Origin of the sequence: Bordetella genomosp. 13, assembly GCF_002119665.1 — a bacterium.
Taxonomy (GTDB): domain Bacteria; phylum Pseudomonadota; class Gammaproteobacteria; order Burkholderiales; family Burkholderiaceae_B; genus Bordetella.
Genome location: NZ_CP021111.1, coordinates 4,259,815 through 4,285,839 on the forward strand (window position 1 = coordinate 4,259,815; position 26,025 = coordinate 4,285,839).

The window sequence follows — 26,025 nt, forward strand, 5'->3', positions numbered from 1 at the left end:
TTCATTCTCGAGCCAGGGATTCGATGGGATCCAGGCGCGCCGCGTTGCGCGCCGGCAGGAAGCCGAAGGCGACCCCGATCAGGGTGGAGCACACGAAGGCGGCCACCATCGAGGCGGCCGAGAAAATCATCTGGAAACTGCCGCCGGTGGCGCGCGAGACCAGTTCGCCCAGTCCCAGCGACAGGGCGATCCCCGCCACGCCGCCGATCAGGCAGACCAGCACCGCCTCGATGAGGAATTGCTGCATGATGTCGCCGCGCCGCGCGCCCACGGCCATGCGCACGCCGATCTCGCGGGTGCGTTCGGTGACCGACACCAGCATGATGTTCATCACGCCGATGCCGCCCACCACCAGCGAGATCAGCGCGATCATGGACACCAGCAGTGTCATGGTGGCGGTGGTGCGTTCGATGGTCTGGCGCACCGAATCGGTGTTGAACACGAAGAAGTCTTTGGTGCCGTGGCGCTGCGTCAGCAACTTCACGATGGACTGTTCCGCGGTCTTGATAGGCGTGTCGTCCGCCACCCGCACGGTGATGCTGCGCAGGTGCTGCTGGCCCAGCACGCGGCTGAGCGCGGTGGTGTACGGAATGTAGACATTCAGGGTCTCGGCCGCGCCGAACAGCGCTTCCTGCTTCAGCGTCACGCCCACCACGCGGCTGGGCACGTTGCCCAGCAGAATGACCTGGCCCACCGCGTCGGTCGCCGTGCCGAACAGCCGGTTGCGCGTGTTCTCGTCGATGACCACGTCCTGGCTGCGGCGCGCCACCGCGGTGGCGTCGAAGAACTGGCCCTGCGCCAGCCGCAAGCCGCGCACGCGGAAGAACTGCTCGCCCACGCCCTGCACGGTGCCGTTCACGGAAACGTTGCGATAGCGCAGCGAGACGCTGGTGGACACCTGCGGCGTGACGCTGTCGGCGAAATGCTGGCGCGCCAGCGCGTCGGCATCGGAAGGCACCAGCGTGCGGATGCGCGCCGCCTTCTCGTCGCCGAAGTTCTCGCCCGGGAACACGTCCACCGTGTTGGTGCCCATCTGGCTGATGTCGCTCAGGATCTTCTGCCGCGAGCCCTCGCCCAGCGCCACCACCGACACCACCGCGGCGATGCCGATCACGATGCCCAGCATGGTCAGCGCCGTGCGCAGCCGGTGCGCGTTCATGGCGACCAGCGCCATGCGCAGGGCCTCGCCGGTGCGGTCGAGGGCGGCCCGCCACGCCGCCCCCCGCGCGACCTCGGGCGGCTCGGCAGCCGGCGGCGCCGCCGCCTTGGCGCCGTCGTCGTTGAGACGGTCGGCCACGATCTCGCCGTCGCGGATCTCGATGATGCGGCGCGCATGCCGCGCCACTTCCATGTCGTGCGTGACGATGACGATGGTGTGGCCGGCGGCGTTCAGCTCTTCCAGGATGCGCAGCACTTCCTGCCCGGTGTGCGTGTCCAGCGCGCCGGTGGGCTCGTCGGCCAGGATCACCTGCCCGCCGTTCATCAGGGCGCGCGCGATGCTGACGCGCTGCTGCTGCCCGCCCGACAGCTGGCTGGGCCGGTGCTCCATGCGCTCGCCCAGGCCCAGGCGCTGCAGCAGCGCCTCGGCGCGCTCGCGCCGCGGGCCGCGCGCGCGGCCGCTGTAGACGGCCGGCATCTCGACGTTGCCGCGCGCGGTCAGGTCGGCCATCAGGTGATAGCGCTGGAAGATGAAGCCGAAGTGCTCGCGCCGCAGCTCGGCCAATTCGTCGGGCGACAGCTTGCCGGTGACGCGTCCGCCTATGCTGTAAGTGCCGCGCGTGGGACGGTCCAGGCAGCCCAGGATGTTCATCAGCGTGGACTTGCCCGAGCCGGACGCGCCCACGATAGCCACCATCTCGCCCGCGGCGATCTCCAGGTTCACGTCCTTGAGCACCGCGATGGTCTGCTCGCCGGACACGAACTCGCGCCGCACGTCCTCCAGCCGGATCAGCGCTTGCGCCACCTCAGGCTCCCGGCGCGGCCGGCGCCTTGGCCCCCTCGCCCGTCACCACCTTGTCGCCCTCCTGCAGGCCTTCCAGCACCTGGGCGTCGACGTTGTTGTTCAGCCCCACCTTGATGCGGCGCTCGACCGGCTGGCCGTCCGCGCCGACCACGCGCACGGTGCGGGTGCCGTCCTCGTTGCGCGCGCCCAGCGCCGCAGACGGCACCACCAGCGCGCCGGGCGCCTCGCCCAGCACCACGAACACCTGCGCCGTCATCGAGATGCGCAGCCTGCCGTCGGGATTGGGCACCTCGAACAGGCCGTTGTAGTACACGGCCTGCGACGACGAACTGGTGGTCGAGGCGCTGCTCATCAGCGAATTCGAGTCGTCTTTCTGGATCGAGTCGGGCGCGGGTTCGACCGCGCGCAGGCTGCCGTAGTAGCGCTTGTCCGGTTCGCCCAGGATGGTGAAGTAGGCCTTCTGCCCCGGCTGGACGCGGGTCACGTCGGCCTCGGAGATCTGCGCCTTCACCGTCATGGTCTCGACCTGCGCCACCTTGATGATGGTCGGCGCGGTCTGGAACGAGTTCACGGTCTGGCCCTCCTTGGTGACCACGGCCACCACGGTGCCGTCGATGGGCGAGCTGATGCGCGTGTAGCCCAGGTTGACCTTGGCCGTGTCCACCTCGATCTCGGCCTGCACGATCTGCGCCTGCAACGACGCGATCTCGGCGCGGGTCACAGCCAGCGTCGCCTCGGCGGCCTCGTAGTCCTCGCGCGAGCTGGCGTCGGCCGCCAGCATCTCGCGCTGGCGGCGAAAGGCCAGTTCCGCCTGGCGCAGCGTCGCCTGCTTGGCGGTGAGGTCGGCGCGGCGGGTATTCAGGGTGGCTTGCGCGGTGCGCAGGTCGTTCTGCTGGGTCAGGTCATCGATCTCGGCCACCAGCTGGCCGCGCGTCACCCGATCGCCCAACTGCACCTTCAGCGATTTCAACTGCCCGGTGGCCTGCGCGCCGACGCTGACCTGCCGGAACGCCTCGAGCGTGCCGCTGGCCAACACGCTGTCCTCCATATCGGCGCGCCGCACCTCCGCGGTGGAGAAGGAAGGAGCGGGCGGCGGCGAGAAGAACGCCCATCTGACGGTCATGGCCACGAGTAGCAGCGCTACGGCGATCAGCACATAGCGCCTGGTCTTGCCGGACTTGGGTTTCATCGATAGCTGAGTTGTGAGCAATACGGCCGGATTCTACTGGGCCGATCATGGCATTCCCGGTATGCGGCGTTGCACGGAGGACACAAAAGCAAAAACGGTCATCCTGGGATGCAACGAGACGATACGGCTGCGATCTGCCGGGAATCGGTTGCGAACCTGCCGACAGTATCACGCGATCTGCACGCTATCCGACGCGCCGTTGTAACAGGACAGGCCGCATGCAACAGCGCAGGCGCATCGACAATGCCGGACGAAGGGAACAGAATGAAGAAAATTACAAGCCGTGCCTACCTCCCTTCCCCCACGCCCGTCGCGCACTGCCCACGGCCCCGAATTCTCCGGGGCCGCGTATTTGTGCGTGTTGGCCATGCTGAATCACGTGGCGCTTACGGGCGGCCGGATCACCGTCTCGCTAACCGCGCTAGGGCTGGGCCTGTCCACGCTGGAGGTCGGCACGCTGGTCGCGGTATTCGCGGTGCTGCCCATGCTGGCTTCCGTGCATGCCGGACGCTGGGTAGACAAGATCGGCGTCGTGCGGCCGCTGGTCATCGGCACCGGCCTCTGCTCGGTCGGCACCCTGCTGCCTTTCGCCTGGCAGACGCAGACCAGCCTGTTGATCGCATCGTGCTGCATAGGCATCGGCTTCATGCTGCACCAGGTCGCCACCCAGGACATGCTGGGGCACGCGGCGTCGGACCGCCGGCTGCGCAATTTCTCGTGGCTGTCGCTGGCGCTGGCCGCCTCGGGCTTCAGCGGTCCGTTGATTGCCGGGTTGGCCATCGACCATCTGGGCAGTCGCCTGGCGTTTGGCGCGCTGGCCCTGGGGCCCCTGATTTCAGTGGTAGGGCTGTACCTGCTGCGACGGCCCCTGTGCGAGTTCAGCGCCGGACTCACCGCCGCCCATCGCCCGCCGGAAACGCGGCCGCGCCTTTCCGAGATCCTGGCCGTGCCGGCGCTGCGCCGCATCATGCTGGTCAACACCATCCTGTCGGGCGCCTGGGACACCCACCTCTTCGTCGTACCCATCTACGGCACGCGCATCGGGCTGTCCGCGACGACGATCGGCATCATACTCGCGGCCTTCGCGGCCGCTACGTTCGTCATCCGCCTTCTTCTGCCCTTTATCCAGAGCCGGGTCCGGTCGTGGACCATGGTCCGCACGGCGATGGTCACGGCCGCGGTGGATTTCGTGGTTTATCCGCTGTTCCAGGACGTAGGCGTGCTGATCGGCCTGTCTTTCGTGCTGGGGCTGGCATTGGGCATGTGCCAGCCCAGCATGCTGGCGCTGCTGCACCAGCACAGTCCCCCGGGGCGCGCCGCCGAGGCGGTGGGCCTGCGGATGGCGCTGATCAACGGGTCGCAGGTCTCTCTGCCGTTGACGTTCGGCGCGCTCGGTGCACTAATCGGGGTGGCGCCCCTGTTCTGGGCCTACGCCGCCGCGCTGGCGGTGGGAGGCTGGTTCAATCGCCATCCCCCGCAAGAAACCTCAGAATCCCCTCCGTGAAGTCGTCTTCCTCGCCACCCGCCTCGGACATCAGCAATCCCGCCGCGCTGCCTTTTCGCCTATGGACGGCGGACGAGCGGCGCGCGTCGATGGAGCAGGCGCTGAAGGACTGGCAGCCCGGCCAGGACGTGTGGATCTATGGCTACGGCTCGCTGATCTGGCGTCCCGAGTTCGACTACGAAGAGCGCCGACTGGCGAACCTGCGCGGCCATCATCGCGCGTTGTGCCTGTGGTCGCGGGTCAACCGAGGCACGCCCGAGTGTCCCGGCCTGGTGTTCGGACTGGACCGCGGCGGCTCGTGCCGCGGAGTGGTGTACCGGCTGGCCGGCGCGCAGGTGCCCCAGTTCTTTCCGGCGCTGTGGGACCGCGAGATGTCGACCGGCGCCTACCTGCCGCGCTGGCTCAAGTGCAGCACCGACCAGGGCGACGTGAAAGCGCTGGTATTCGTCATGAACCGGGCCAATCCGGCCTACATCAGCGCTTTGCCCGAAGAAGAGCTGGTCGCCATCGTGCGGCGCGCGACGGGGCGGTACGGCGCCTGCATCGACTATGTGGTCGAGACGGCGCGCGCGTTGCGCGGCGCGGGCATCCGCGACAGCCGCCTCGAATCCATCGCCGCCCTGCTCGACGCCAGCTCGGCGGCCCTGCCCGAAGAGCAGGGCTGAGCGCCGGCCGCGGCGCGGCGGGCCGAGGCGGTACACTCGAACCTTCCCGCCGTCACCGCATTCTTCCCCATGTCCGTATCCGACCTGCGCCAGAGCTACGACAAAGGCGTGCTGCTGGAAAGCGCGGCCGCCGCTTCCCCCTTCGACCAATTCGCGCGCTGGTTCGACGAGGCGCTGGCCGCGGGCGTGCCCGAACCCAACGCGATGACCCTGGCCACGGTAGACGCCCAGGGCCAGCCGTCGGCTCGCATCGTGCTCATCAAGGGCTACGACCCCAGCGGATTCATGTTCTTCACCAACTACGAGTCGCGCAAGGGCAACGACCTGGCCGTCAATCCGCGCGCGGCGCTGCTGTTCTTCTGGCAGCCGCTCGAGCGCCAGGTGCGCATCGAGGGCCGGGTGCAGTTCGCCGAGCCGCACGAATCCGATCTTTACTACCACAGCCGGCCGATCGGCTCGCGCATCGGCGCGTGGGCGTCCGAACAGAGCCGGCCCGTCACGCGCGAGGCGCTCGAGGCCCGCGAACGCGAGTTCCGCGAGCGCTATGGCGACCAGCCGCCGCGGCCGTCGCACTGGGGCGGCTACCGTCTGGTGCCCACGTCCTTCGAGTTCTGGCAGGGCCGTCCGTCGCGCCTGCACGACCGGCTGCGCTATCTGCCCGACGGCGCGGGCTGGCGGATCGACCGCCTCGCGCCCTGAAATTCCCGCCGCACCGATGTCATCTGCCTCTGTTCCCGGCTTCGACGCCCGCTATTTCCGCAATGCACTGGGGCGCTTCGCCACCGGCGTCACGGTGGTCAGCGCCGCCGCGCCCGATGGCACGCCCGTCGGCCTGACGGTCAGTTCGTTCAACTCCGTCTCGCTGAACCCGCCCCTGGTGCTGTGGAGCCTGTCGCTGGCCTCGTCCTCGCTGGCCCTGTTCCGGCAATGCGAGCGCTATGTGGTCAACGTGCTGTCGGCCGAGCAGATCGCGCTGGCGCGACGCTTCGCCACCGGCAAGAGCCACGAACGGTTCGCCGGACTGCCGGCCTGCCATGCGCCTCGCGGCACGCCCATGCTGGCCGATTGCGCCGCCTGGTTCGAATGCGGCAACCGCAGCCAGTATGCCGAGGGCGACCACCTGATCATGGTCGGAGAGGTGCTGCACTGCGGCCACAGCGACGCCGCGCCGCTGGTGTTCCATGCCGGCGGCTTCGACTTGACCCCCGCCTCGCAACGCCAGGAATGAACATGAACGTTTCCGGGCCGGCCGCAGGCTTTTCCACCGAAGCCCGCTCGGGCTGATTATTGCAATGAGCACTGACATCGACTGCATCGTCATCGGTGCCGGCGTCGTGGGCCTGGCCGTGGCCCGCGTGCTGGCGCTGCAGGGCCGCGAGGTGCTGGTGGCCGACGCCGCGGAAGGCATCGGCACCGGCACCAGCTCGCGCAATTCCGAAGTCATCCACGCCGGCATCTACTATGCGGCCGGCAGCCTGAAGGCGCGCCTGTGCGTGCGCGGCAAGCATCTGCTGTACGAGTACTGCGCCCAGCGCGGCGTGCCGTACAAGCGGCTGGGCAAGCTGATCGTGGCAACGTCCGACGACGAGGCCGCGCAGCTCGAAGGCATCGCCGCACGCGCGCTGGCCAACGGCGTGGACGACATGCAGCACATCGACGCCGCGGCCGCGCGGCGGCTGGAACCGGCACTGCGCTGCACCGCCGCGCTGGTGTCCCCATCCACGGGCATCGTCGACAGCCATGCGCTGATGCTGGCCTACCAGGGCGACGCCGAGAACGCCGGCGCGCAGTGCGTGTTCCACACGCCCATGCGGTCCGCGCGCGTGCGGCCCGGCGGCGGCTTCGAGGTGGAATTCGGCGGCGCGGAGGCCATGACGCTGTCCTGCAACGTGCTGATCAATGCGGCCGGCCTGCACGCGCCCAGCCTGGCGCGCCGCATCGAGGGCCTGCCCGCCGGCACCGTGCCGCGCGAATACCTGTGCAAGGGCAGCTACTTCACCCTGTCGGGCCGCGCGCCGTTCTCGCGCCTGATCTATCCCGCACCCGCGCCCAACCACGCCGGCCTGGGCGTGCACCTGACGCTGGACATGGGCGGCCAGGCCAAGTTCGGCCCCGATACAGAATGGATCGAGACCGAGGACTACACGCTGGACGCGCGCCGCGCCGAAGTGTTCTACGATGCGGTGCGCCGCTACTGGCCCGCCCTGCCCGACGGCGCGCTGGCGCCGGGGTACACGGGCATCCGACCCAAGATCTCGGGCCCGAACGACCCGGCCGCCGACTTCGCCATCGACGGCCCCGCCGTGCATGGCGTGGCCGGCCTGGTGAACCTGTACGGAATCGAATCCCCGGGCCTGACCGCCAGCCTGGCCATCGCCGAAGAAACCCTGCAGCGCCTCAACCCCTGATCCGCCCTACTCCGCCATGCAGCACAACGACTACATCCTGACCCTGTCCTGCCCCGACCGCACCGGCATCGTGTACCGCGTCAGCGGCCTGCTGTTCGACCTGGGCTGCAACATCCTGGATTCGCAGCAGTTCGGCGACGATGAAACGGGCCGGTTCTTCCTGCGCGTGCACTTCGACCTGCCGCCGGCGGCGGCCGAAGAAACGCTGCGCGAGCGCTTCGCGGCACTGGCGGACGGCTATGCCATGGAATGGCAGATCCACGACGCCCGCCAGAAGCCGCGTCTGCTGATCATGGTCAGCAAGCAGGGCCACTGCCTGAACGACCTGCTGTTCCGCGTGCGTAGCGGCCACCTGCGTGCCGAGGTGGCGGCCATCGTGTCGAACCACAACGACTACGCCTCGCTGGCCGCCTCGTACGGGATCCCGTTCCACCATCTACCGGTCACTCCCGAAACGAAGGACCAGCAGGAACGCCAGGTGCTGGAACTGGTGGAGCGCGAACGCATCGACCTGGTGGTGCTGGCCCGCTACATGCAGATCCTGTCGGCCGAGATGTGCCGGGCCCTGGAAGGCCGCGCAATCAACATCCACCACAGCTTCCTGCCCAGCTTCAAGGGCGCCCGCCCCTACCACCAGGCCCACGCCCGCGGCGTGAAGATCATCGGGGCGACGGCGCATTACGTGACGTCGGACCTGGACGAAGGTCCGATCATCGAGCAGGACATCGAACGAGTGGACCATACGATGACGGCGCAGCAGCTCACCCAGGTGGGCAGCGACGTGGAATCGCTCGTGCTCGCACGGGCCGTGCGCAGCCACGTCGAACATCGGATCCTGTTGAATCGCAATCGGACTGTCGTGTTTCGATAGCGTCCTTTGTCGGGCTCACGGTGGGTCGTTCTGTTGTTCCGTCTGGCGGGCTTTGTTTGGGTTCTTAAGTGGCCTCTGTATGGCCTGCCCACCCGCGCCGGCCAAGTCGTCGGGCTCGGGCGCGCCATCAGGCGCCCTCGGCCCCCTGCGGGGGCTCCCCCTCCTCCAATTGGCCGGCACGGGCGGGCAGGCCATACAGAGGCCAGTTAAAACTCAAGCCGTCGCGCGGTGGTACAGGGGCGGGCCGTTGCAATGAAGCGGCTGTGTCGGGTTGCATGCATCCAGGGGCATACGTTCGAGTTGCGGCACATCGTGCCATGCGCGGACCACAGCTTTCGCATGCAGAAAGGGAAGACGGGCTTGGCATGTCGACCGACTGTGCTCCTGGCGAAGAGACGCTCCGGCATGCCGAGGGCCACGGCTCTTGGCAAGCAATGCACCTGACGCTCAATGGTAGTGAGCACGCTGCTCACGGCATGCAGTTGCTTATCGGCCGCCGCATGACGCTGAAAAAGTCCTCGTGCGGGCTCGAATGGGTCGCGACGGCCAATTGGAGGAGGGGAAGCCGCGTAGCGGCCGAGGGCGCCTGATGGCGCGCCCGAGCCCGACGACTTGGCCGGGAGCGGCCCATTCGAGCCCGCACGAGGACGGCTTCCGAGCGTTATCGTCAACGATGAGACGCCGCTTCCAAGTCACGAATCGTCAACGACAACCCTCAAGCACACCCAGCAAGCTGCAACAGCCGCTCACTCCCGCGGCGCCCGGCGAGTGGACCGCTGCCGCGCCGGGCCATTCGCGCGGCTCAGGTTGTAGGCCGTGTTCACCAGCCCGATGTGCGAGAACCCTTGCGGGAAATTGCCCAGCATGCGGCGCCGCCCCACATCGTATTCCTCGGAGAGCAGCCCCAGGTCGTTGCGCATGCTCAGCAGCCTGTCGAACATCCGGTTCGCGTCGTCCAGCCGCCCTTGCAGCACGTACGCGTCCGCCAGCCAGAAACTGCAGGCCAGGAAGACGCCCTCGTCGCCGGGCAGCCCGTCGTCCGTCTGGTCCGGCAGATAGCGCAGCAGCAGGCCATTGCGCAGCAGGTCTTCTTCCACCGCGCGTATCGTGCCCTGCACGCGCGGATCGTCGCAAGGCAGGAAGCCGACCTGCGGAATCAGCAGCAGGCTGGCGTCCAGCGCCTTGCCGCCATAGAACTGCACGAACGTGTTGCGGTGCGGATCGTAGCCCTTGGCGCAGATGTCGTGGTGGATCTCGTCGCGCAGGCGCATCCAGCGGTCCACCGGGCCCTTCAGGCCGAACTGCTCGCATGACTTGATGGCACGGTCGAAGGCCACCCAGCACATCAGGCGCGAGTGCGTGAAGGCGCGCCTCGGGCCGCGCACTTCCCAGATGCCGTGGTCCAGGCTCTTCCACAACGTTTCCAGTGGATTGATCAGCGCGTTCTGCAGGCGCCACGCTTCGGCCAGCGGCGCCAGGTCCGCGGCGCGCGCGGCGTGCAGCGTTTCGACCAGCTCGCCGTACACGTCCAGTTGCAGTTGGCCCGCCGCCTCGTTGCCCACTCGCACCGGCTTGCTGCCTTCATAGCCGGGCAGCCACGGCACCTCGTGCTCGGGCAGCCAGCGTTCGCCCGAGATGCCGTACATGATCTGCATCTGGCTAGGATGGCCGGCCACCGCGCGCAGCAGCCATTGGCGCCAGGCTTCCGCCTCTTCGCGGTAGCCTGCATTGAGCAGCGCATACAGCGTCAGCGACGAATCACGCAGCCAGCAATAGCGGTAGTCCCAGTTGCGGGCGCCGCCCAGTTCCTCGGGCAGTCCCATGGTGGGCGCGGCGATGATGCCGCCGGTGGGTTCGAAGGTCAGCAGCTTTAGCGTGATCAGCGAGCGCACCACCGCGTCGCGCCGCTCGTCGGCGGGACCATCCCAATGGCAATGGCGCGCCCACTGCTGCCACCACGAGATCGTGCGGTCCATGCTTTCCAGCCGGTCCGGCACGAAGTGGGGCGTCTGGTGCGAGGGATGGTACGAGAGCGTGAAGGGCACCGTCTGGCCCTCGCGCACCGTGAAATGGGACACGCTGCGCATGTCCTCGCCCTTGAGTGGCACCGCGGTATGCAGCTCCACCGCGTCCGGGCCCGAGATCGCGCTCAAGCCATAGTCGCGGCGGCGCACCCAGGGCACGGCCTGCCCGTAGTTGAAGCGCAGCACCAGTTCCATGTCCATGTCCACGGTGCCCTGCAGGCCGCAGACGATGCGCACCACGTCCACGCGCGACTCTTCGTTGCTGATGGGCATGAAGTCGCAGACCTTCACCGTGCCCGTGGTCGTTTCATGGTAGGTCTCGAGCACCGCCGTGTCGTGGACGTAGCGGCGGCGCGTGCGGGCCTCGCGGGGATTGGCGGGCGCCAGCAGCCAGTGGCCATGCCGCTCGTCGCCCAGCAGCGCGGCGAAGCACGCCGGCGAATCGAAGTGCGGCAGGCACAGCCAGTCGATCGAGCCGTCGCGCCCGACCAGCGCGGCCGACAGCATGTTGCCGATCACGCCATAGTCTTCCAGGGGTTTGGACATATCCCTCGGCCCTCCTCCGGCCGGACCCGCGGCGCAGCCAGCGCTGGCCGGTGCCGGACAGCGCCTCGCCGCGGGTCGCGGACGCGCCGGCGGCCGTCGGTCAGCCCGCTCCGCGGAACTCGGGGTACAGCGTCATGCCGCCGTCCACGAACAGCGTGGCGCCCGTCACGTAGTCGGATGCGTCGGAACTCAGCCACACGGCCGCGCGGCCGATGTCGTCGGGCTCCCCGATGCGGCCATACGGAATCAGCTTCAACAGCTCGGACATGGCTTCGTCCGTGCCCCACGCCTCTTTGTTGATGGGCGTGCGGATGGCCCCCGGGGCGATGCTGTTCACGCGGATCTTGCGCGGCGCCAGCTCTTGCGCCAGGGAGCGCATCAACAGCGCCACGCCGCCCTTGGAGGCCGCGTAGTTGGCCTGGAAGGCCCACGGGATGACCTCGTGCACCGAACTCATGAAGATGATCTTGCCCGCGGAGGCGCCTTTGGGCGGCGGCTCGGGCCAGCGCGCCAGGAAGGCGCGGGCGGCCGCGCGGGCGCACAGGAAGTAGCCGGTCAGGTTGACGTCGATGACGTCGCGCCATTGCGCCAGCGTCATGTCCTGTATGGGCGCGGGCTTCTCGATGCCGGCGTTGTTGACCAGGATGTCCAGTTCTCCCAGGCGGTCGCGCGCATCGGCGAACATCCGTTCGACGTCGTCTTCGCGGCTGACGTCCCCCTTCACGGGACATGCCGTGCCGCCGGCCTGCTCGATCTGGGCCACCACGTCGGCGGCGCGTTTCGCGCCGTCCTCGGTGTCGCGATGATTGATCGCCACCCGCGCGCCGGCCTCGGCAAGCGCGACCGCCACCGCCCGGCCGATGCCGGACGTCGCGCCGGTGACCAGGGCCACGCGGCCCTGCAATTCTGCTGTCTGGGGCATGGTGCCTCCTCTTGCGCGCGCGGGCGCGGACATGCCGCGCGTGCGCTGCTCCATCGTACGTCGGTAGTGCTGCGTAAGGTGCTGTTCATCAGACCATGCCTGACAGCGAAGTTTCGATTCGGTTCATTGCCGTGTGATTCGATAGTTTTCCTTGCCGCGCCATGCGAGGCCTGACGAACCGCCTGTACGGCGCGCGACACCCGCCGCTGCGGCGTGGGCCGGTACTGCCGCGTAATCCCGCGTATCGCCGCGATACGCCCGCGCGGACGGCATGTGCGTACACTGGCTCGTCGTCGCCCAGCCGGAGTACCACCCGATGTCCCGTCGCAGCACGCACACGCAACAGGAACCGCAGCCGGTGGCGCGGCCCGCATGCCGATGAAGCGGGGAGGCCTGGCCGGCCTGTTCCTGAAGACCGCCCGCAACTTCGCGCGCCTGCAGGACAAGCTCGTGCGCGCCAACACGCGTCGGCTGGTCGCGCAGGTCAAGCCCGCGGCGAAGCGGGCCAAATCAGCAACCGCCGCCGCGGCCAGGTCGCTGGCCGGATCCGGCGCCAAGCCCCGCAGCGCCAGGACCGGCTCCGCCGCCCGCGGCGGAGCGCATGCGACGCCGATCACCGCCATTCCGGGCGCCGGCATCTGGCAGCCGTTGCAGCAGTTCTCCGCGCCGGGCGGACGTCGGCTGGCCTACGCCCGCTACCGTCCAAAGGGCCGCATACAGGGCATGCCGCTGGTGGTGATGCTGCACGGCTGCCGGCAGAACGCGGCGGAGCTGGCGCTGGGCACCCGCATGAACCTGCAGGCCGACCGGGCGGGCTTCGTGGTCCTGTATCCGCAACAGGCGCTGGCGCGCCATTCGCATCGTTGCTGGCGATGGTTCCAGCTTCATACGGGCGGACAGGACGACGCGGACGCGATCGCCGCGCTGATCCGTGCGGAGATCGCGCGCGAGGGGCTGGACGGCCGGCGCGTCTACCTGGCCGGGATGTCGGCCGGGGCCGGGATCGCGGCGCTGATCGCGCTGCGCCACCCCGACCTGGTCAGCGCCATCGCGCTGCACTCCGGCGTGGTCACCGGCGGCGCGCGCACCGCCGTGGAGGGCCTGAATGTGATGCGGCGCGGCACCTTGCGCAATCCGGCCGCGCTGGTGGATGCGGTGGCCGCCCCGGCGGTCTTTCATCTGGGCATGCCGGCCCTGGTGGTGCACGGCCTGCGCGACACCGCGGTGTCGCCGCGCAATGCGCATCAACTGGTGGAGCAGTTCCGCCACATCAACGGAGCCGGGCACGCCGAGACCTCGGTGCGGGTGCTGGGCAAAGGCACCCGCCGCGAGTACCGCCGCACCGACGTACTATGCAGACGCAAGCCCGTGGTGCGGCTGTGCGAGATCCCCCGGGTGGAACATGCCTGGAGCGGCGGCGACCCGGCGATCGAATATCACGCCGACACCGGCCCGGACGCCTCGGTGCTGGCCTGGCAGTTCTTCCGGCGGCACAGGCGGCCGTGAACGGCCGCACGTCATGGCCGCACTTCACAAAGGCCTCACCGTCTTCATCCGATCCTCATCATTGCCACGCAAACTGTGCGCCATTGCAACCCAGGAGGATCGAAAGATGAAATCCTTGCGCAATACCGCCTCCATCGCGGCCGCGGCGCTGCGGGCCGCCGCGCCCGTCCGGATCGCCACGCTGGTCATGCTGTGGGCGCTGGCGACCGTGCCGTTGATGGCGGCCATCGCCGCACATGCCGCCTCCGACGCCGTGCCCAGGCTGGACACGCTGGCCAGCGACGGCGCCAGCGGCGCTTCCCCGCGCGGCCACAGGATGGCGGCCCAGGCAGACCCGCACGAACCTGGCACGCCGGCGCCGGCTCAGTCGCCCAGTGCCAGCCCTTCCCTGCGCGGATCCGCGCCGCCGGTAAGCCCCGACGGGCCGATCACGATACCCTGCAACCCGCTCGGGAACTCGACTTCGCTGACCTCGTGCCCCCATTTCCGCAGCGCCGGCGCCAGCTTAACCAGCGAGGTGCCGCGCTCGAGTTCCGTGGAACGGTTGCGGCTCCCCATGTTGGGCAATGCGATGGCCTGCTGGATGTCCAGTTGCCAGTCCAGCACGCCCACCAGCGTCTTGGCCACGTAGTTGATGATGGCGCTGCCGCCCGGCGAGCCCACGGCCATGTACGGTTTGCCCGCGCGAAACACGATCATCGGCGACATGGAGCTGCGCGGCCGCTTGCCGGGCTCGATGCGGTTGGCCACCAGCCTGCCCTCAGGGTCGCTGAAGGACGACGAGAAGTCGGTCATCTCGTTGTTCAGCAGGAAACCGCGCACCAGGATCTTGCTGCCGAAGGCCGCCTCGATGGTTGAGGTCATCGACACCACGTTGCCCTCGTGGTCCACCGCAGAGATGTGCGTGGTGGAGGGCAGCTCGAGCGCGTCGTCGCGCGCGCGCGCCTGCAGCAGGCCGGCCGGATCGCCGGGCAGGGCCGTGCCCATGCTGCGGTCGGATCTTATCGACGCGCCACGCCGCTGCAGATAGCGCGGGTCCAGCAGCGCAGTCACAGGCACGTCGACGAAGGCCGGATCGCCCACGTAGAAATCGCGGTCGGCATAGGCCAGCCGGCCCGCCTCCGAGAAATAGTGCACCGCCTGCGCGCTGCCTGGCCTGAAGCTGCCCATGGGATGCTGCTGCAGCATGCCCAGCATCTGCAGCACGGCCAGCGGCCCGCTGCTGGGAGGCGGCGGCCCGCACAGCAGGTACGCGCGATAACGTCCGCACACCGGTTCGCGCACCTGCGCGCGATAACCGGCCAGGTCCGCCTCGGTAAGGTCGCCCGGCTGGACATGGCCGCGAACCGCCGCCACGATATCGCGGGCGATGTCGCCGCGATAGAACGCGTCCGGCCCTTCGTCCGCCACGCGGCGCAGCACCTGCGCCAGCTGCGGGTTCTTCAGCATGTGCCCCACCGGCCACGCGCTGCCGTCCGGCGCGAGAAAGTAACGCGCCGCCTCGGGCTGCGCGGCCAGCTCCGGCGTGCCGGCCACCAGGGCATGCAGCCGCGGGGATACGGCGAAGCCGTGGTGCGCGATGTCTATGGCCGGCTCGAACAAGGCTTTCCATGGCAGCCGGCCATGTTGGCGATGCGCCAGTTCCAGCCCGCGCAACAGGCCCGGCGTGGCCACGGCGCGCCCGTTGTTCACCGCCTCTCTGAACGGTATCGGTTTGCCGTCGCGCAGGAAGCGATCCGGCCGCGCGGCGGCGGGCGCGGTCTCGCGGCTGTCGTAGACCTGCAGCGCGCCGCCCGCGGCCTGATAGTGGACCATGAACGCCCCGCCGCCCAGGCCCGACGACTGAGGCTCGACCACGGCTAGCACGAGTTGCGTGGCGATGACCGCGTCGGTGGCGCTGCCGCCCTGCTTCAGCATGGCATAGCCCGCCTGCGTGGCCAGCGGATTGGCCGAGGCCACCATGAAGCGGCGCGCATGGGCCAGCGGCTTGGCGGCGTAGCCGGTGCCGGCCTCGGGGTTGACGTCGGGCGCGGCCACGGCCGGCTGGGCAAGGATGGGCTGCATGGGCATGAGGCACAGCAGCGAGCCGGCCAGCACTGCCAGGCGGGCGAGTTGGCGCATGGGTCTATCCGTTTGCATGGCTTGGACGTGGCAAGGACGAGAATAAAGCTGGGCCGCCACGAGACGGGTTCAGGCCAGCAACACCACGGCCGCCACCGCCAGCACGCCAAGACAGAGATTCAGCAGCACCAGCTTGCGGACGGACGCCAGCGCGTCGCCCGCGGCGGGCCACTGCTGCGCCGCTACCGCGCGCGCAAGGCGCCGGTACAACGCGTAGCGTATGTGGCCGAACACCAGCACCATGACGATGCCCAGCGCGGCCATCACCGTCCAGCCCAGCGGCATGTGGAACTGCCCGCCCGACTGCACCGCCTGCCGCGCGACGTTTCCTATCATCCACAGGCCCGTCACCAGGCTGAGCACGGCCGCGGCCAGCACGATGCCGAAGAACCGCCCCAGGGCGGCATGCATGAGCGTCAGCCGTTCCGGCGGCGGCAGCGCCGCCACGGCGGGACGCAGCGCGAAATGCGCGAAGATCATGCCGCCCACCCAGGCAATGATGGACAACAGATGGACGAGTTTCAGCACGGCGTAGAGCATGGGGGTCTCCTGGAGGCGATGTCGGAGCCTACCACTGTGCGCGGTCCTGTGGTCCGCCCGCGTGGCCTGCCATTGCGGAATGCGCAACACGCGCGGCGCAGCTACAGGTCCAGCAGCAGCAACCGCCCCGACAGCGGCGCGCTGTTGAGCGTGTCCATGGGCACGCTATGCCGCTCGGTCGATATCGCCAAGCGCTCGGGTCCCTCCGCGCCAGGCCGCGCAAACGCCAGATCGGTGGCACACGGCACCGGCAGGCCGATCACGCGGTCCACCTGGCCGTCCTGAGCCAGGCGGACGACCGACCAGCCGTCGCGCAGCGCGGTCCATACCGCGCCCTGCGCGTCGAACGCCAGGCCGCTGATACGGCCCGAGCCGCGCGGCAGCGTGGCCAGACGGCGCACGGCGGGCTGATCGGGGTGCAGCATCAGGATGGACCCGGATTCGGGCAAGGTCGCATACAGCAGGCGCTGCCGCGCATTCCAGCCCAGGCATTGCACCGGCTCGCCGATGCGCCATCGCACATCCAGCGTGCCGTCCGCGCGCCGCAGGCCGATGGCGGCGCCGGACTCGGGCAGCCCCACGGCCGCCCAGATACCGTCGCCCTCGCCATTGCACAACGCCAACACCCGGCCGGCGATCCAGCCGTCGAGCGTGTTGGCGGCTCCGTCCGCCCCGACGCGCAGCACGCCGCGTTCGTGCACAGCGATCACGCCGCCGCCGTCGAGCAACAGGCCCACGATGGGCGATTCGACCGTGACGACTTCCCGGTCCTGCCCGTTCTCGTAGAGGCGCACGGACGGCGCCAGCGTATCGGACCACCACAGCCGGCCGCCGTCCGCGGACCACAAGGGGCAGGCCCCGCGAAAGGCCCATGGGCCGGGCGCCGCCGTGACGGCCGCCTCCGCGTCGGCCCCGACATCGGTCGCCACGGTGGGCAACTGCGCGCCGACGCGCCGCGCGGCTTCCGCGACTTCAGGACCAAGCAGTTCCAGGCGTTCGCGCGTCAGCCGGTAGGCCGGCCCGGCCACGCTGATGGCGCCGCGCACCTGGCCCGCGCGATCGACCACGGGCGCCCCCACGCAGCGCACGCCCAGCACGATCTCTTCATCGTCGATGGCATATCCGCGCGCCCGGGTGATGCGCAGCTCCATGTGCAGCCGCCGCCGATCCGTGATGGTCAGCGGCGTCAGCGGCTTGAGCACGGCGTCGCGCACGAATGCCTCGCGCGCTTCATCGGCCATGGCCGACAGGATCGCCTTGCCCTGGCTGGTGCAGTGCACGGGCTTGCGCTCGCCCAGCGCGGCGGCCGAACGCTGGCTGTGCGCGCCGTCGCAGCGTTCCAGCGAAATGACCTCGCGGCCATCCAGCGCCGCCAGATAGGTCGTCTCGCCGGTCAGATCGCGCAACTGGCGAAGCTCGAGGGCGCCCGAAGCCACCAGGTCCGGCATGGCATAGGCCTGGCGCGCCATCTCGAAACAGCGAAATCCCAGGCAATACACCTTGCGCAATGGGTCGCGGCGCAGCATGCCGCGCGCGACCAGGGTCGCCAGCAGCCGATAGACGGTGGTGCGCGGCAAGGCCAGCCGGTCGGCCAGTTCGCTCTGGCCCAGGCCGTCGGGCGCGGCGCCGATGGCGTCCAGCACGTCGAGCGCCTTCTCGAGGGCGCCGGTTCCTTCGCCTGGAGAAGCAGCCATGAGTTTGTCTCAGATAGTGGTACGTGGCGCGCCACGGGCGTGTGCGCAATGGTTCGAGACGATTCTATTCCAGGGGCAAGGTCTCTAGGATGGATGTGGGCCCTGTCCATTGGACGCCGCGGCACACATTCCCACAGTATGAGACAAACGCCATGACGCAAACTCCCGCCCCCTTGACGGCCATCCCTCAACGCGCCCCGACGCCTTTCGTACCCGATGCCGTGCTCGACCGGCTGGCCAAGGTGAGCAGCGGCTCGTTGACCACCCAGCTCTACATCAAGGGCATACGCCAGCCCGTCCTGCACGGCCTGACGCCGCTGAACAGGACGATCAAGCCGTTCGCGGGCCGCGCCTACACCATGCGCTTCGTTCCCGCACGCGAAGACGTGGACTGCTACGGCAACCTGACGACCGCGCCCAATGCGGACAATCTTCAATGGGTGGGCGTGGAGCAGCTCGAGCCCGGCCACGTGCTGGTGATCGACAGCAACAAGGACGGCCGCGCCGCATCGATGGGCAACATGCTGGTCACGCGCATGATGATGCGCGGTGCGCGCGGCGTCGTGACCGACGGCACGTTCCGCGACGGCACCGAGCTGAGCCGGCTGGACTTCCCGGTATGGAGCACGGGCATCACGGCCACGACGCGGCTCAGCTATCACCACGTGGCCGACCTGCAGGTGCCGATCGGCTGCGCGGGCGTGGCGGTGTACCCGGGCGACGTCATCCATGGCGACGGCGACAACATCACCGTGATACCCGCGCACCTGGCCGAAGAGATGGCCGACCTGTGCGAGAAGCGCGACGAGATCGAGGCCTACCTGGCCATGCGGGTACAGGCGGGCGAGCCGCTGTGGGGCCTGTATCCGCCCAGCGATGCCACGCGCGAACAGTTCAGGCAGTGGGTGGCCGCCGGCCGCCCCGCCATTGCCGCCGCGCGCCCTGCCGGCTCACGCTGATACGCCACATCGACAGGAGGCTCCGATGAGCACACCCGCCTTCACCCCCGAGGATCATGCCGCGCTGATCCGCCGCTACTTCGACGCCTGCAACGCGGCCGACTACGACGCGCTGGTCGGTTGCTTCATGCCCGACGCCGTGCACTACTTCCCCGCAGGCCTGCCAGAGGTGCCATGGCGCGGCGCCGACACCATCGCGCGCAAATGGATCTGGTGCGTGGAGACGCTCGGTTCGCAATGGACTATCGAGCGCATCATCGTCAGCCACGACACGCCGGAAGCCATGATCGAGTGGACGCACTGGAAGAACAAGAGCGGCACCGCCCTGCGCGGCGCGGAGTGGTACGACTTCGACCCGGCCACCGGCAAGATCGCCGAGATCCGCGCGTACTATGCGTCGCCCGCCGACAAGTCGACACGCATCAACGAGCTGGTCGACTTCGACTACGCGGGCCGGGGCTATCACCTGCGCAGCATCGCGGGGAGCGCATCATGATGCGCCACGTCGTGCTGTTCCGCAGGCGCCCGGAGGTGGCGCGGGACCCGGAACGCGAGGCCGAACTGGTCGCGCGCATGCAGGCGCTGGGCGCGAACATTCCCGCCATACGGGCCTGGCGCGTGGCCTCCAATGAACTCCAGAGGCCCATCAGCTGGCACTATGTGCTGGAATCGGAAGTGGACGATGCCACCGCGTTGGATGCCTACCTGTTCCATCCGCTGCACCAGGCCCTGGTCGCGGACCTGAAGCCCTACTTCGAATGGGCGGCGGTCGACTACACGGTGTAGCGCCCTTGCCCTTGCCCGCAATGCCGTAATGACCAGGCCCTCCGATGCCGTGCACGGAGGGCCTTTCTCTTCGAGCCCGGACAGACGGGCTCGGGGGCTCGAGGCTCAGGGCCGCTTGCCGAATTCCTCGAAATCGGCGCGCCAGGCAACCGCCTGTTCGCTCAGCGTAAAGCCCAGACCCGGGCGGTCCGATACGTACATGCGCCCGTCCTTCAGCTGCATCTGCTCGTTGAACATGGGGCCCAGCCATTCGAAGTGCTCCAGCCACGGCTCGATGGGATAGGCCGCGGCCAGGTGCAGGTGGATCTCCATCGCGAAGTGCGGCGCCAGCTTGCGGCCCTTGAACGCGCCCAGCGCCATGATCTCGAGGAACGGCGTGATGCCGCCGACGCGCGGCGCATCGGGCTGGATGTAGTCGCTGCCCTCTGACATGATCAGCTGAGCATGCTCGCCGGCGCTGGTCAGCATCTCGCCGGTGGCGATGGCGGTGTCGAAGCGTTCGGACAACCGGGCGTGGCCTTCGAAGTCGTAGGCGTCCAGCGGCTCTTCGATCCAGGTCAGGTCGTACTGTTCGAAAGCGCGGCAGGCTCGCGTGGCCTTCTGACGGTCCCATTGCTGGTTGGCGTCGACCATCAGCGGGAAGCTGTCGCCCAGCAGCTTGCGCACCTCGCCCACGCGCTGGATGTCGATGGCCAGGTCGGGCTGCCCGACCTTCAGCTTGATGCCGCCGATGCCGCTCTCGCGCGAAATCTGCACGTTCTTCAGCACTTGGTCCAGCGGGGTGTGCAGATAGCCGCCCGAGGTGTTGTAGCACTGCACCGAGTCCCGGTGCGCGCCCAGCAGCTTGGCCAGCGGCAGCCCGGCGCGCTTGGCCTTCAGGTCCCACAGCGCGATGTCGAAGGGCGCGATGGCCTGCGTGGTGAGACCGCTGCGCCCCATCGAGGCGCCGGCCCACAGCAACTTGGTGAACAGGCGCGAGATGTCGCTGGGATCTTCCCCCAACAGGTTGGGCGCGATCTCCCTGGCATGCGCGTACATGCCCGGCCCGCCGGCACGCTTGGAATATCCGAAGCCGATGCCTTCATGGCCATCGCGCGTGCGGATCTCGGCAAAGATGAACGCGATTTCGGTCAGCGGTTTCTGCCGGCCCGTCAGCACCTTGGCGTCGCTGACCGGGGTCTGCAGCGGCAGATACACCAGCGAGACCTTGATCCACTCGATACGGTCGCCGCTCTCGGCGGCGGTGCGGGCGTTGGCATCGGCCTTCGCATAGGAAACGATGTTGGATTCGACAGCTTTCATTCGGGTCACTTCCACAAGAAAAAGACAAGAAAACGCGCAGCGGGCTTACTGAAGCTGGATGCCGGCCTTGCGCACGACCTGCTCCCAGCGCGCCACTTCGCTTTGCACGAAGCGCGTGTAGTCCGCAGAGCGCGAGGTCACCACGACGAAGCCCGTGGACTCCAGCCTGGCGCGCGCGGCCGGATCCGTGAAGCCGCGGATCATCGCGGCCTCCAGCCTGGCGACGATCGCGGGCGGCGTGCCCTTGGGCGCCGACAGGCCCGTCCACGACACGGCGCTGAAGTCGGGATAGCCGGACTCGGCGACGGTGGGCACGTCGGGGTACAGCGGATTGCGCTGGATGCTGGTCACCGCCAGCGCGCGCAGCTTGCCGGCCTTGACGTACGGCAGCACGGAGTCCTGGTTGGTGAACATGCCCTGGATCTGGCCCGCCAGGATGTCGTTGGTGGCCGGCGCGCCGCCCTTGTACGGGATGCCCACCATGTCCAGCCCGGCGACCTGCTTCAGGTACTCCGAGGTCAGGTGGCCCGATGAGGCGTTGACCTGGCCGAAATTGAACTTTCCCGGGTTGGCCTTCACCCAGGCGACGAACTCCGTGAACGTGCGGACCGGGAACTCCGTATTCACCACAAGTACGTTGGGGCCGGCCGCCAGTTGCGAGATATGGACGAAATCGCGTACCGAGTCATAGGACGGCGAAGGATTGAAGCCATGAATGATGGCGTTGCTGCCGATACCGGACAGCAGCAGCGTATAGCCGTCAGGCGCCGCGCGCGCCACCTGCTCGGCGCCGATCGCGCCGCCGGCTCCGCCCTTGTTCTCGACCACGAAAGGCTGCTTGAGCTCGCGGCCCAGCACTTCCGCGATCAGGCGGCCCATCAGGTCGCTGGTGCCGCCCGCCGGGAACGGCACGACGATGCGCACGGGGCGGGAGGGATAGTCGTCCTGCGCGCGAGCGGCAGCGGGCAGGACAGAAGCGGCGGCCAGCGAGGCCAGCGCGACAAACAAAGATCTGCGGTGCATGAGGTGTCTCCTCGGGTTCGACGGCTTGTTCTGACCGCACAGCCGTATAGAATGATGAAAGCGCTTTCATTGTGAACGCTGCGCGCGATTTGGCAATGCGGCGTCCGCAGTGCGCCTGGCCCGGCGTCCCAACATCTGGAACTGTTCCCGCGCCGGCCTGCCATTTGGCTCGATCCTTGCCCGCTCGATCCTCGTCCTATGCCCCGCCATATACGCCCTTCCGCCGCGACCACACCCGGCAGCGCCCGCATGAGCGACGTCGCGCGCGAAGCCGGCGTGTCGCTGGTCACGGTCTCGCGGGTCATCAACACGCCGGAGAAGGTGGCGCCCCCTACCCTTGCCGCAGTGCGCCAGGCCATCGAGCGCCTGGGCTACGTGCCCAACCTGATGGCGGGAAGTCTGGCATCGAACCGGTCGCGCATCGTCGCGGCCATCGTTCCGACCATCTCGAACCTGGTGTTCTCGGAAACCATCGAGGCCCTGACGCAGACGCTTGCCCACGAGGGCTATCAGCTGTTGCTGGGCCAGAGCGGCTACCGGCCAGCTGAAGAAGCTGCCCTGGTCGATACCTTCCTGGGCCGCAGGGTCGACGGTTTGGTGCTGACCGGCGTCGCGCAGCCCGAAGCGCTGCGCGCGAAGCTGCGCCGCGCGGGCGTACCCGTGGTGCAAACCTGGGACCTGCCCTCGCCTCAACAGCCGCAGCCCATCGACATGCTCGCGGGATTCTCGAACCTCGACGCGGGCCGCGCGGCGGCGCGCCATCTGTTGGCCCGCGGCCACCGTGCGTTGGCGTTCATCGGCGCGGACGAGGCCCGATCCCGGATGCGGCTGGAAGGGCTGCGCGCCGAGGCCGAAGCGCACGGCGCGGCGCCGGTGGACGTGGAACTGATCCCGCCTCCGGCGCAGGTCGATGAGGCGGGCGACCGGATGCTGCGGCTGCTGGAGCGCCGGCCTGACGTCACGGCGCTGTTCTGCAACAACGACCTGCTGGCGGCCGGGGTGCTGTTCGCCTGTCAGCAGCGGGGTTGGCCGGTTCCCGGGCGCCTGGCGGTGATGGGATTCGGTGACCTGCCGATAGCGATGGCGGCCTCGCCGCGCCTGACCACCGTGCGCATCCGGCGCGCCGAGATGGGCGTGCGCGCGGGACAGATGCTGCTGGCACGCCTGGCGGGCGCCGGCCCCCGGGACGCTCGAGTGGACATCGGCTTCGAGGTGGTGGAACGCGACAGCGCATGAGTGCGCGCCGCCGGCACGGACCGGCGTACAATACTGGATATATATCCAGTATTTTCATTGCACGATGGAACTGCAGACCAAGCTCGAAATCCTCGCTGACGCGGCGAAGTACGACGCCTCGTGCGCCAGCAGCGGCGCGGCCAAGCGAGACTCGCGCGGCCGCGAGGGCCTGGGGGCCAGCACGGGCGCCGGCATCTGCCACAGCTTCACGCCCGATGGCCGATGCGTATCGCTGCTGAAGATCCTGCTTACCAACTTCTGCCAATACGACTGCCAGTATTGCGTCAACCGCCGATCCAGCAACGTGCCGCGGGCGCGCTTCGCGCCGCGCGAAGTCGTCGACCTGACGATGGACTTCTATCGACGCAACTACATCGACGGCCTGTTCCTCAGCTCAGGCATCATCCGCAACGCCGACTACACCATGGAACAACTGGTGCAGGTGGCTCGCCTGCTGCGCGAAGAGCACCAGTTCCGCGGGTACATCCATCTCAAGACCATCCCGGACGCCGATCCGCGGCTCATCGCGCAGGCCGGCCAGTATGCCGACCGCCTCAGCGTCAACATCGAACTGCCCACCGATGGCGCGCTGCAGCGGCTGGCGCCCGAGAAGAACGTCCACACCATCAAGCGGGCCATGGGATCGATACGGCTGGCCCAGGAAGAGGCGCAGGCAGAAAAGCGTCCGGCACAAAGCGCCCCGGCCGGGCAAAGCACCCAGATGATCGTGGGCGCCGACGAGGCCGACGACCGCACCATTCTGCAGACCGCGCAGACGCTGTACGGCGCATACAAGCTCAAGCGCGTGTACTACTCCGCGTTCAGCCCCATTCCCGACAGTCCTTCGGCCCTGCCCGCGCAGGCGCCGCCGCTGCTGCGCGAGCACCGCCTGTACCAGGCGGACTTCCTGCTGCGCGGCTACGGCTTTCGCGCCGAAGAGCTGTTCCAGAAGGCGGGAGACCTGCCTTTGGACATCGATCCCAAGCTGGCCTGGGCGCTGGCGCATCGCGAATTCTTTCCCGTGGACCTGAACCGTGCGCCGCTGCGGCTGATCGCGCGCGTGCCGGGCATCGGCATGCGCAGCGCGAAGCGGCTCGAGGAATTGCGCCGTCTGCGCCGCATCCGCTATCAAGACCTGGTGCGGCTGCGCTGCGCCATGGACAAGGTCAAGCCCTTCGTGGTGGTGCAGGACTACAGGCCCGGGCTGGCGGAGCCGGGCACGGAACAGCTGCGACGCGCGCTGGCGCCGGGTCCCCAGCAATTGGCCTTGCTATGAACTCGTCGGTCCCGTCCCCTGCTCTGCTGGTCCAGGGCGGCTACGCCGGCTGGCGCAAGCAGGCCTTGCGCGCGCTTGCCGAGGGCTGGGCGCCCGAGGACATCGTATGGCAGGAATCGGCGTCCGCGGCCTGTGCCGTCGCCGAGCAATTGACCCTGTACGACGCAGCCGCCGAGCCCGTCCCGGACACGTCGACGCCGTCAGGTATCGAGGCGGACGATGCCCCGGTCATCCGCATCTCGAAGGACCTGGCCTCGCTGCTGCAAGACGCCGCGCTATACCGCGCGCCGTACCGGTGGGCATTCCTGTATCGCGTGCTGTGGCGCTGGCAGCAGGGAGACCGCGCGGCCGCGTCCGCCGCCGACGAGGACGGCGCGCAACTGAACGCCATGGCGAAGTCGGTACGCCGAGCCAGGCACGACATGATCGCCTACGTGCGCTTTCGCAAGCGCGAGGGCGGCCGGCGGCCCGAATACCTGGCCTGGTACGAACCCGAGCACGATGTGCTGGCATACGCTGCCGAGCACTTCGCGCGCCGCATGGGCAGCTCGTCGTGGTGCATCGGCACGCCGCAGGGCGCGGCACTGTGGGACGGCAAGGCCCTGCACCTGTCCGACGTCCCCGCCGACGCCGAGGCCATCCGGCAGGACGCGCTCGACGATAAGGTCGAACCCCTTTGGCTGGCCTATTACCAGAGCATCTTCAACCCTGCCCGCCTGAATGAAACCGCGCTGTACCAGCGCATGCCCGCGCGCTTCTGGAAGGGCCTCCCCGAGGGCCCGTTGATACCGGGCATGATCGCCGATGCCCGCAATGGCGCGCGCCGCATGGCGCAGGCCGGTTCGGTGGGCATCATGGGCGGCAAGCAGGTCGCGGTGGACGCGGCCCGCGCGATGCCGGTGCGCGAGGCGCCGTCGTCGCTGGACCAATGCCGTCGCTGCGAACTGTGGCGTCATGCCACGCAGGCCGTGCCGGGCCGCGGCCCGCGGACGGCGCGCGTCATGGTGGTGGGCGAACAGCCCGGCGACCACGAAGACCTGGCCGGTCGCGCCTTCGTGGGCCCGGCCGGCCAGGTGCTGGACGAGGCCTTGCGCCGCGCGGACGTGCCGCGCGACAGCCTGTATCTCACCAATGCGGTGAAGCACTTCAAGTGGATTCCGCGCGGCACGCGCCGCATGCACAAGACGCCGGCGCAGCGCGAAGTCGACGCATGCGCGCACTGGCTGCAAGAGGAACTGGCCCGCATGCGGCCGGCCGTCATCGTCACGCTGGGCGCCACCGCGCTGGGCGCCATCGTTGGCCGCGGCGCCAGCCTGCGGGACTACATGAACGAACCAGTACGGCTGGGCAATACCTGGGTGGTGGCCACCTGGCATCCGTCGTATGCGCTGCGGTCGGATGGACCGGATGCCCGCGAGGAAGTCACGGCCGCCATCGCCGGCGCCATCGTGCGCGGCGTGCAGTTGGCGGCCGCGTAGCCGCCATCTCGA

At 68.8% G+C, this 26,025-nt stretch carries 23 protein-coding genes; 13 read left to right on the top strand and 10 right to left on the bottom strand.

Annotated elements, in window-relative coordinates; translation table 11 throughout:
* Position 1 precedes the first annotated feature (1 nt).
* Complete coding sequence (locus CAL15_RS19225) at positions 2–1,963, bottom strand: MacB family efflux pump subunit (protein WP_086079961.1); 1,962 nt, start codon at positions 1,961–1,963, stop codon at positions 2–4.
* A 1-nt stretch (position 1,964) separates the two neighbouring features.
* On the bottom strand, positions 1,965–3,152 hold the full coding sequence (locus CAL15_RS19230; RefSeq protein ID WP_086079962.1) for an efflux RND transporter periplasmic adaptor subunit: 1,188 nt from the start codon (positions 3,150–3,152) through the stop codon (positions 1,965–1,967).
* 367 nt (positions 3,153–3,519) lie between these two features.
* Here CAL15_RS19230 and CAL15_RS19235 point away from each other — a divergent pair, with 367 nt between their 5' ends.
* From CAL15_RS19235 to purU, 6 genes are all read left to right on the top strand, one after another.
* Positions 3,520–4,656 carry an MFS transporter gene (locus CAL15_RS19235; protein WP_086079963.1) on the top strand — a complete coding sequence of 379 codons (1,137 nt, stop codon included), beginning with the start codon at positions 3,520–3,522 and terminating at the stop codon, positions 4,654–4,656.
* Positions 4,657–4,745: 89 nt separating this feature from the next.
* Positions 4,746–5,321, top strand: coding sequence for a gamma-glutamylcyclotransferase (locus CAL15_RS19240; protein WP_086079964.1), 576 nt, complete (start codon positions 4,746–4,748; stop codon positions 5,319–5,321).
* A 69-nt stretch (positions 5,322–5,390) separates the two neighbouring features.
* Positions 5,391–6,020 carry a pyridoxamine 5'-phosphate oxidase gene (gene pdxH, locus CAL15_RS19245; RefSeq protein ID WP_086079965.1) on the top strand — a complete coding sequence of 210 codons (630 nt, stop codon included), beginning with the start codon at positions 5,391–5,393 and terminating at the stop codon, positions 6,018–6,020.
* Between the two features lie 16 nt (positions 6,021–6,036).
* Positions 6,037–6,549, top strand: coding sequence for a flavin reductase family protein (locus tag CAL15_RS19250; RefSeq protein WP_086079966.1), 513 nt, complete (start codon positions 6,037–6,039; stop codon positions 6,547–6,549).
* 64 nt (positions 6,550–6,613) lie between these two features.
* On the top strand, positions 6,614–7,729 hold the full coding sequence (locus tag CAL15_RS19255; RefSeq protein ID WP_086079967.1) for an NAD(P)/FAD-dependent oxidoreductase: 1,116 nt from the start codon (positions 6,614–6,616) through the stop codon (positions 7,727–7,729).
* A gap of 16 nt (positions 7,730–7,745) precedes the next feature.
* Complete coding sequence (gene purU, locus CAL15_RS19260; protein WP_086079968.1) at positions 7,746–8,600, top strand: formyltetrahydrofolate deformylase; 855 nt, start codon at positions 7,746–7,748, stop codon at positions 8,598–8,600.
* A 746-nt stretch (positions 8,601–9,346) separates the two neighbouring features.
* On the opposite strand, the gene CAL15_RS19265 is transcribed toward purU, so the two are convergent.
* Positions 9,347–11,170: a glycoside hydrolase family 15 protein gene (locus CAL15_RS19265; protein WP_086079969.1), complete on the bottom strand. Its 1,824-nt coding sequence runs from the start codon at positions 11,168–11,170 to the stop codon at positions 9,347–9,349.
* A gap of 100 nt (positions 11,171–11,270) precedes the next feature.
* On the bottom strand, positions 11,271–12,092 hold the full coding sequence (locus CAL15_RS19270; protein ID WP_086081187.1) for a glucose 1-dehydrogenase: 822 nt from the start codon (positions 12,090–12,092) through the stop codon (positions 11,271–11,273).
* 372 nt (positions 12,093–12,464) lie between these two features.
* Here CAL15_RS19270 and CAL15_RS19275 point away from each other — a divergent pair, with 372 nt between their 5' ends.
* Positions 12,465–13,598 carry an extracellular catalytic domain type 1 short-chain-length polyhydroxyalkanoate depolymerase gene (locus tag CAL15_RS19275; protein ID WP_232468036.1) on the top strand — a complete coding sequence of 378 codons (1,134 nt, stop codon included), beginning with the start codon at positions 12,465–12,467 and terminating at the stop codon, positions 13,596–13,598.
* A gap of 24 nt (positions 13,599–13,622) precedes the next feature.
* Here the strand turns inward: CAL15_RS19275 and CAL15_RS19280 are convergent, their stop codons facing one another.
* From CAL15_RS19280 to CAL15_RS19295, 4 genes are all read right to left on the bottom strand, one after another.
* Positions 13,623–13,826 carry a hypothetical protein gene (locus CAL15_RS19280; protein WP_086079971.1) on the bottom strand — a complete coding sequence of 68 codons (204 nt, stop codon included), beginning with the start codon at positions 13,824–13,826 and terminating at the stop codon, positions 13,623–13,625.
* A gap of 135 nt (positions 13,827–13,961) precedes the next feature.
* A complete protein-coding gene (gene ggt, locus CAL15_RS19285) occupies positions 13,962–15,719 on the bottom strand; it encodes a gamma-glutamyltransferase (RefSeq protein ID WP_198299087.1) in 1,758 nt (585 codons plus the stop codon).
* A 69-nt stretch (positions 15,720–15,788) separates the two neighbouring features.
* Positions 15,789–16,259 (bottom strand): CopD family protein, encoded by a 471-nt coding sequence (locus CAL15_RS19290; protein ID WP_086079973.1) that lies wholly within the window; start codon positions 16,257–16,259, stop codon positions 15,789–15,791.
* 101 nt (positions 16,260–16,360) lie between these two features.
* A complete protein-coding gene (locus tag CAL15_RS19295) occupies positions 16,361–17,953 on the bottom strand; it encodes an IclR family transcriptional regulator domain-containing protein (protein ID WP_086079974.1) in 1,593 nt (530 codons plus the stop codon).
* A 152-nt stretch (positions 17,954–18,105) separates the two neighbouring features.
* Between CAL15_RS19295 and CAL15_RS19300 the strand changes: the two genes are divergently transcribed.
* Genes CAL15_RS19300 through CAL15_RS19310 form a run of 3 tightly spaced genes read left to right on the top strand, consistent with a single transcriptional unit; the run spans position 18,106 to position 19,698 of the window.
* Complete coding sequence (locus CAL15_RS19300) at positions 18,106–18,912, top strand: ribonuclease activity regulator RraA (protein WP_086079975.1); 807 nt, start codon at positions 18,106–18,108, stop codon at positions 18,910–18,912.
* Between the two features lie 25 nt (positions 18,913–18,937).
* Positions 18,938–19,408, top strand: a complete 471-nt coding sequence (locus tag CAL15_RS19305) for a nuclear transport factor 2 family protein (RefSeq protein ID WP_086079976.1) — start codon at positions 18,938–18,940, stop codon at positions 19,406–19,408.
* Positions 19,405–19,698: a Dabb family protein gene (locus tag CAL15_RS19310; protein ID WP_086079977.1), complete on the top strand. Its 294-nt coding sequence runs from the start codon at positions 19,405–19,407 to the stop codon at positions 19,696–19,698. Before CAL15_RS19305 ends, CAL15_RS19310 begins: the two co-directional genes overlap by 4 nt.
* Before the next feature lie 105 nt (positions 19,699–19,803).
* On the opposite strand, the gene CAL15_RS19315 is transcribed toward CAL15_RS19310, so the two are convergent.
* Entirely contained in the window at positions 19,804–21,000 is a 1,197-nt protein-coding gene (locus CAL15_RS19315) for an L-talarate/galactarate dehydratase (RefSeq protein WP_086079978.1), read from the bottom strand.
* A gap of 45 nt (positions 21,001–21,045) precedes the next feature.
* Positions 21,046–22,023: a Bug family tripartite tricarboxylate transporter substrate binding protein gene (locus CAL15_RS19320; RefSeq protein WP_086079979.1), complete on the bottom strand. Its 978-nt coding sequence runs from the start codon at positions 22,021–22,023 to the stop codon at positions 21,046–21,048.
* A gap of 249 nt (positions 22,024–22,272) precedes the next feature.
* On the opposite strand from CAL15_RS19320, the gene CAL15_RS19325 reads away from it, so the two are divergent.
* The 3 genes from CAL15_RS19325 to CAL15_RS19335 all read left to right on the top strand — a co-directional run bounded on the left by CAL15_RS19325 (position 22,273) and on the right by CAL15_RS19335 (position 26,013).
* Positions 22,273–23,259 (top strand): LacI family DNA-binding transcriptional regulator, encoded by a 987-nt coding sequence (locus CAL15_RS19325; protein ID WP_232468037.1) that lies wholly within the window; start codon positions 22,273–22,275, stop codon positions 23,257–23,259.
* Positions 23,260–23,323: 64 nt separating this feature from the next.
* Complete coding sequence (locus tag CAL15_RS19330; protein WP_086079981.1) at positions 23,324–24,535, top strand: putative DNA modification/repair radical SAM protein; 1,212 nt, start codon at positions 23,324–23,326, stop codon at positions 24,533–24,535.
* On the top strand, positions 24,532–26,013 hold the full coding sequence (locus CAL15_RS19335; RefSeq protein ID WP_086079982.1) for a UdgX family uracil-DNA binding protein: 1,482 nt from the start codon (positions 24,532–24,534) through the stop codon (positions 26,011–26,013). The genes CAL15_RS19330 and CAL15_RS19335 overlap by 4 nt, the downstream gene beginning before the upstream one ends.
* The last annotated feature ends 12 nt before the right edge of the window (positions 26,014–26,025 follow it).

Excerpts from the sequence above, each read along its gene's own strand:
- CAL15_RS19230 (WP_086079962.1), bottom strand. The coding sequence starts at position 3,152 with ATGAAACCCAAGTCCGGCAAGACCAGGCGCTATGTGCTGATCGCCGTA.
- CAL15_RS19235 (WP_086079963.1), top strand. The coding sequence starts at position 3,520 with ATGCTGAATCACGTGGCGCTTACGGGCGGCCGGATCACCGTCTCGCTA.
- CAL15_RS19240 (WP_086079964.1), top strand. The coding sequence starts at position 4,746 with ATGGAGCAGGCGCTGAAGGACTGGCAGCCCGGCCAGGACGTGTGGATC.
- pdxH (WP_086079965.1), top strand. The coding sequence starts at position 5,391 with ATGTCCGTATCCGACCTGCGCCAGAGCTACGACAAAGGCGTGCTGCTG.
- CAL15_RS19250 (WP_086079966.1), top strand. The coding sequence starts at position 6,037 with ATGTCATCTGCCTCTGTTCCCGGCTTCGACGCCCGCTATTTCCGCAAT.
- CAL15_RS19255 (WP_086079967.1), top strand. The coding sequence starts at position 6,614 with ATGAGCACTGACATCGACTGCATCGTCATCGGTGCCGGCGTCGTGGGC.
- purU (WP_086079968.1), top strand. The coding sequence starts at position 7,746 with ATGCAGCACAACGACTACATCCTGACCCTGTCCTGCCCCGACCGCACC.
- CAL15_RS19265 (WP_086079969.1), bottom strand. The coding sequence starts at position 11,170 with ATGTCCAAACCCCTGGAAGACTATGGCGTGATCGGCAACATGCTGTCG.
- CAL15_RS19270 (WP_086081187.1), bottom strand. The coding sequence starts at position 12,092 with ATGCCCCAGACAGCAGAATTGCAGGGCCGCGTGGCCCTGGTCACCGGC.
- CAL15_RS19275 (WP_232468036.1), top strand. The coding sequence starts at position 12,465 with ATGCCGATGAAGCGGGGAGGCCTGGCCGGCCTGTTCCTGAAGACCGCC.
- CAL15_RS19280 (WP_086079971.1), bottom strand. The coding sequence starts at position 13,826 with ATGGCCGCCATCAACGGCACGGTCGCCAGCGCCCACAGCATGACCAGC.
- ggt (WP_198299087.1), bottom strand. The coding sequence starts at position 15,719 with ATGCGCCAACTCGCCCGCCTGGCAGTGCTGGCCGGCTCGCTGCTGTGC.
- CAL15_RS19290 (WP_086079973.1), bottom strand. The coding sequence starts at position 16,259 with ATGCTCTACGCCGTGCTGAAACTCGTCCATCTGTTGTCCATCATTGCC.
- CAL15_RS19295 (WP_086079974.1), bottom strand. The coding sequence starts at position 17,953 with ATGGCTGCTTCTCCAGGCGAAGGAACCGGCGCCCTCGAGAAGGCGCTC.
- CAL15_RS19300 (WP_086079975.1), top strand. The coding sequence starts at position 18,106 with ATGACGCAAACTCCCGCCCCCTTGACGGCCATCCCTCAACGCGCCCCG.
- CAL15_RS19305 (WP_086079976.1), top strand. The coding sequence starts at position 18,938 with ATGAGCACACCCGCCTTCACCCCCGAGGATCATGCCGCGCTGATCCGC.
- CAL15_RS19310 (WP_086079977.1), top strand. The coding sequence starts at position 19,405 with ATGATGCGCCACGTCGTGCTGTTCCGCAGGCGCCCGGAGGTGGCGCGG.
- CAL15_RS19315 (WP_086079978.1), bottom strand. The coding sequence starts at position 21,000 with ATGAAAGCTGTCGAATCCAACATCGTTTCCTATGCGAAGGCCGATGCC.
- CAL15_RS19320 (WP_086079979.1), bottom strand. The coding sequence starts at position 22,023 with ATGCACCGCAGATCTTTGTTTGTCGCGCTGGCCTCGCTGGCCGCCGCT.
- CAL15_RS19325 (WP_232468037.1), top strand. The coding sequence starts at position 22,273 with ATGAGCGACGTCGCGCGCGAAGCCGGCGTGTCGCTGGTCACGGTCTCG.
- CAL15_RS19330 (WP_086079981.1), top strand. The coding sequence starts at position 23,324 with ATGGAACTGCAGACCAAGCTCGAAATCCTCGCTGACGCGGCGAAGTAC.
- CAL15_RS19335 (WP_086079982.1), top strand. The coding sequence starts at position 24,532 with ATGAACTCGTCGGTCCCGTCCCCTGCTCTGCTGGTCCAGGGCGGCTAC.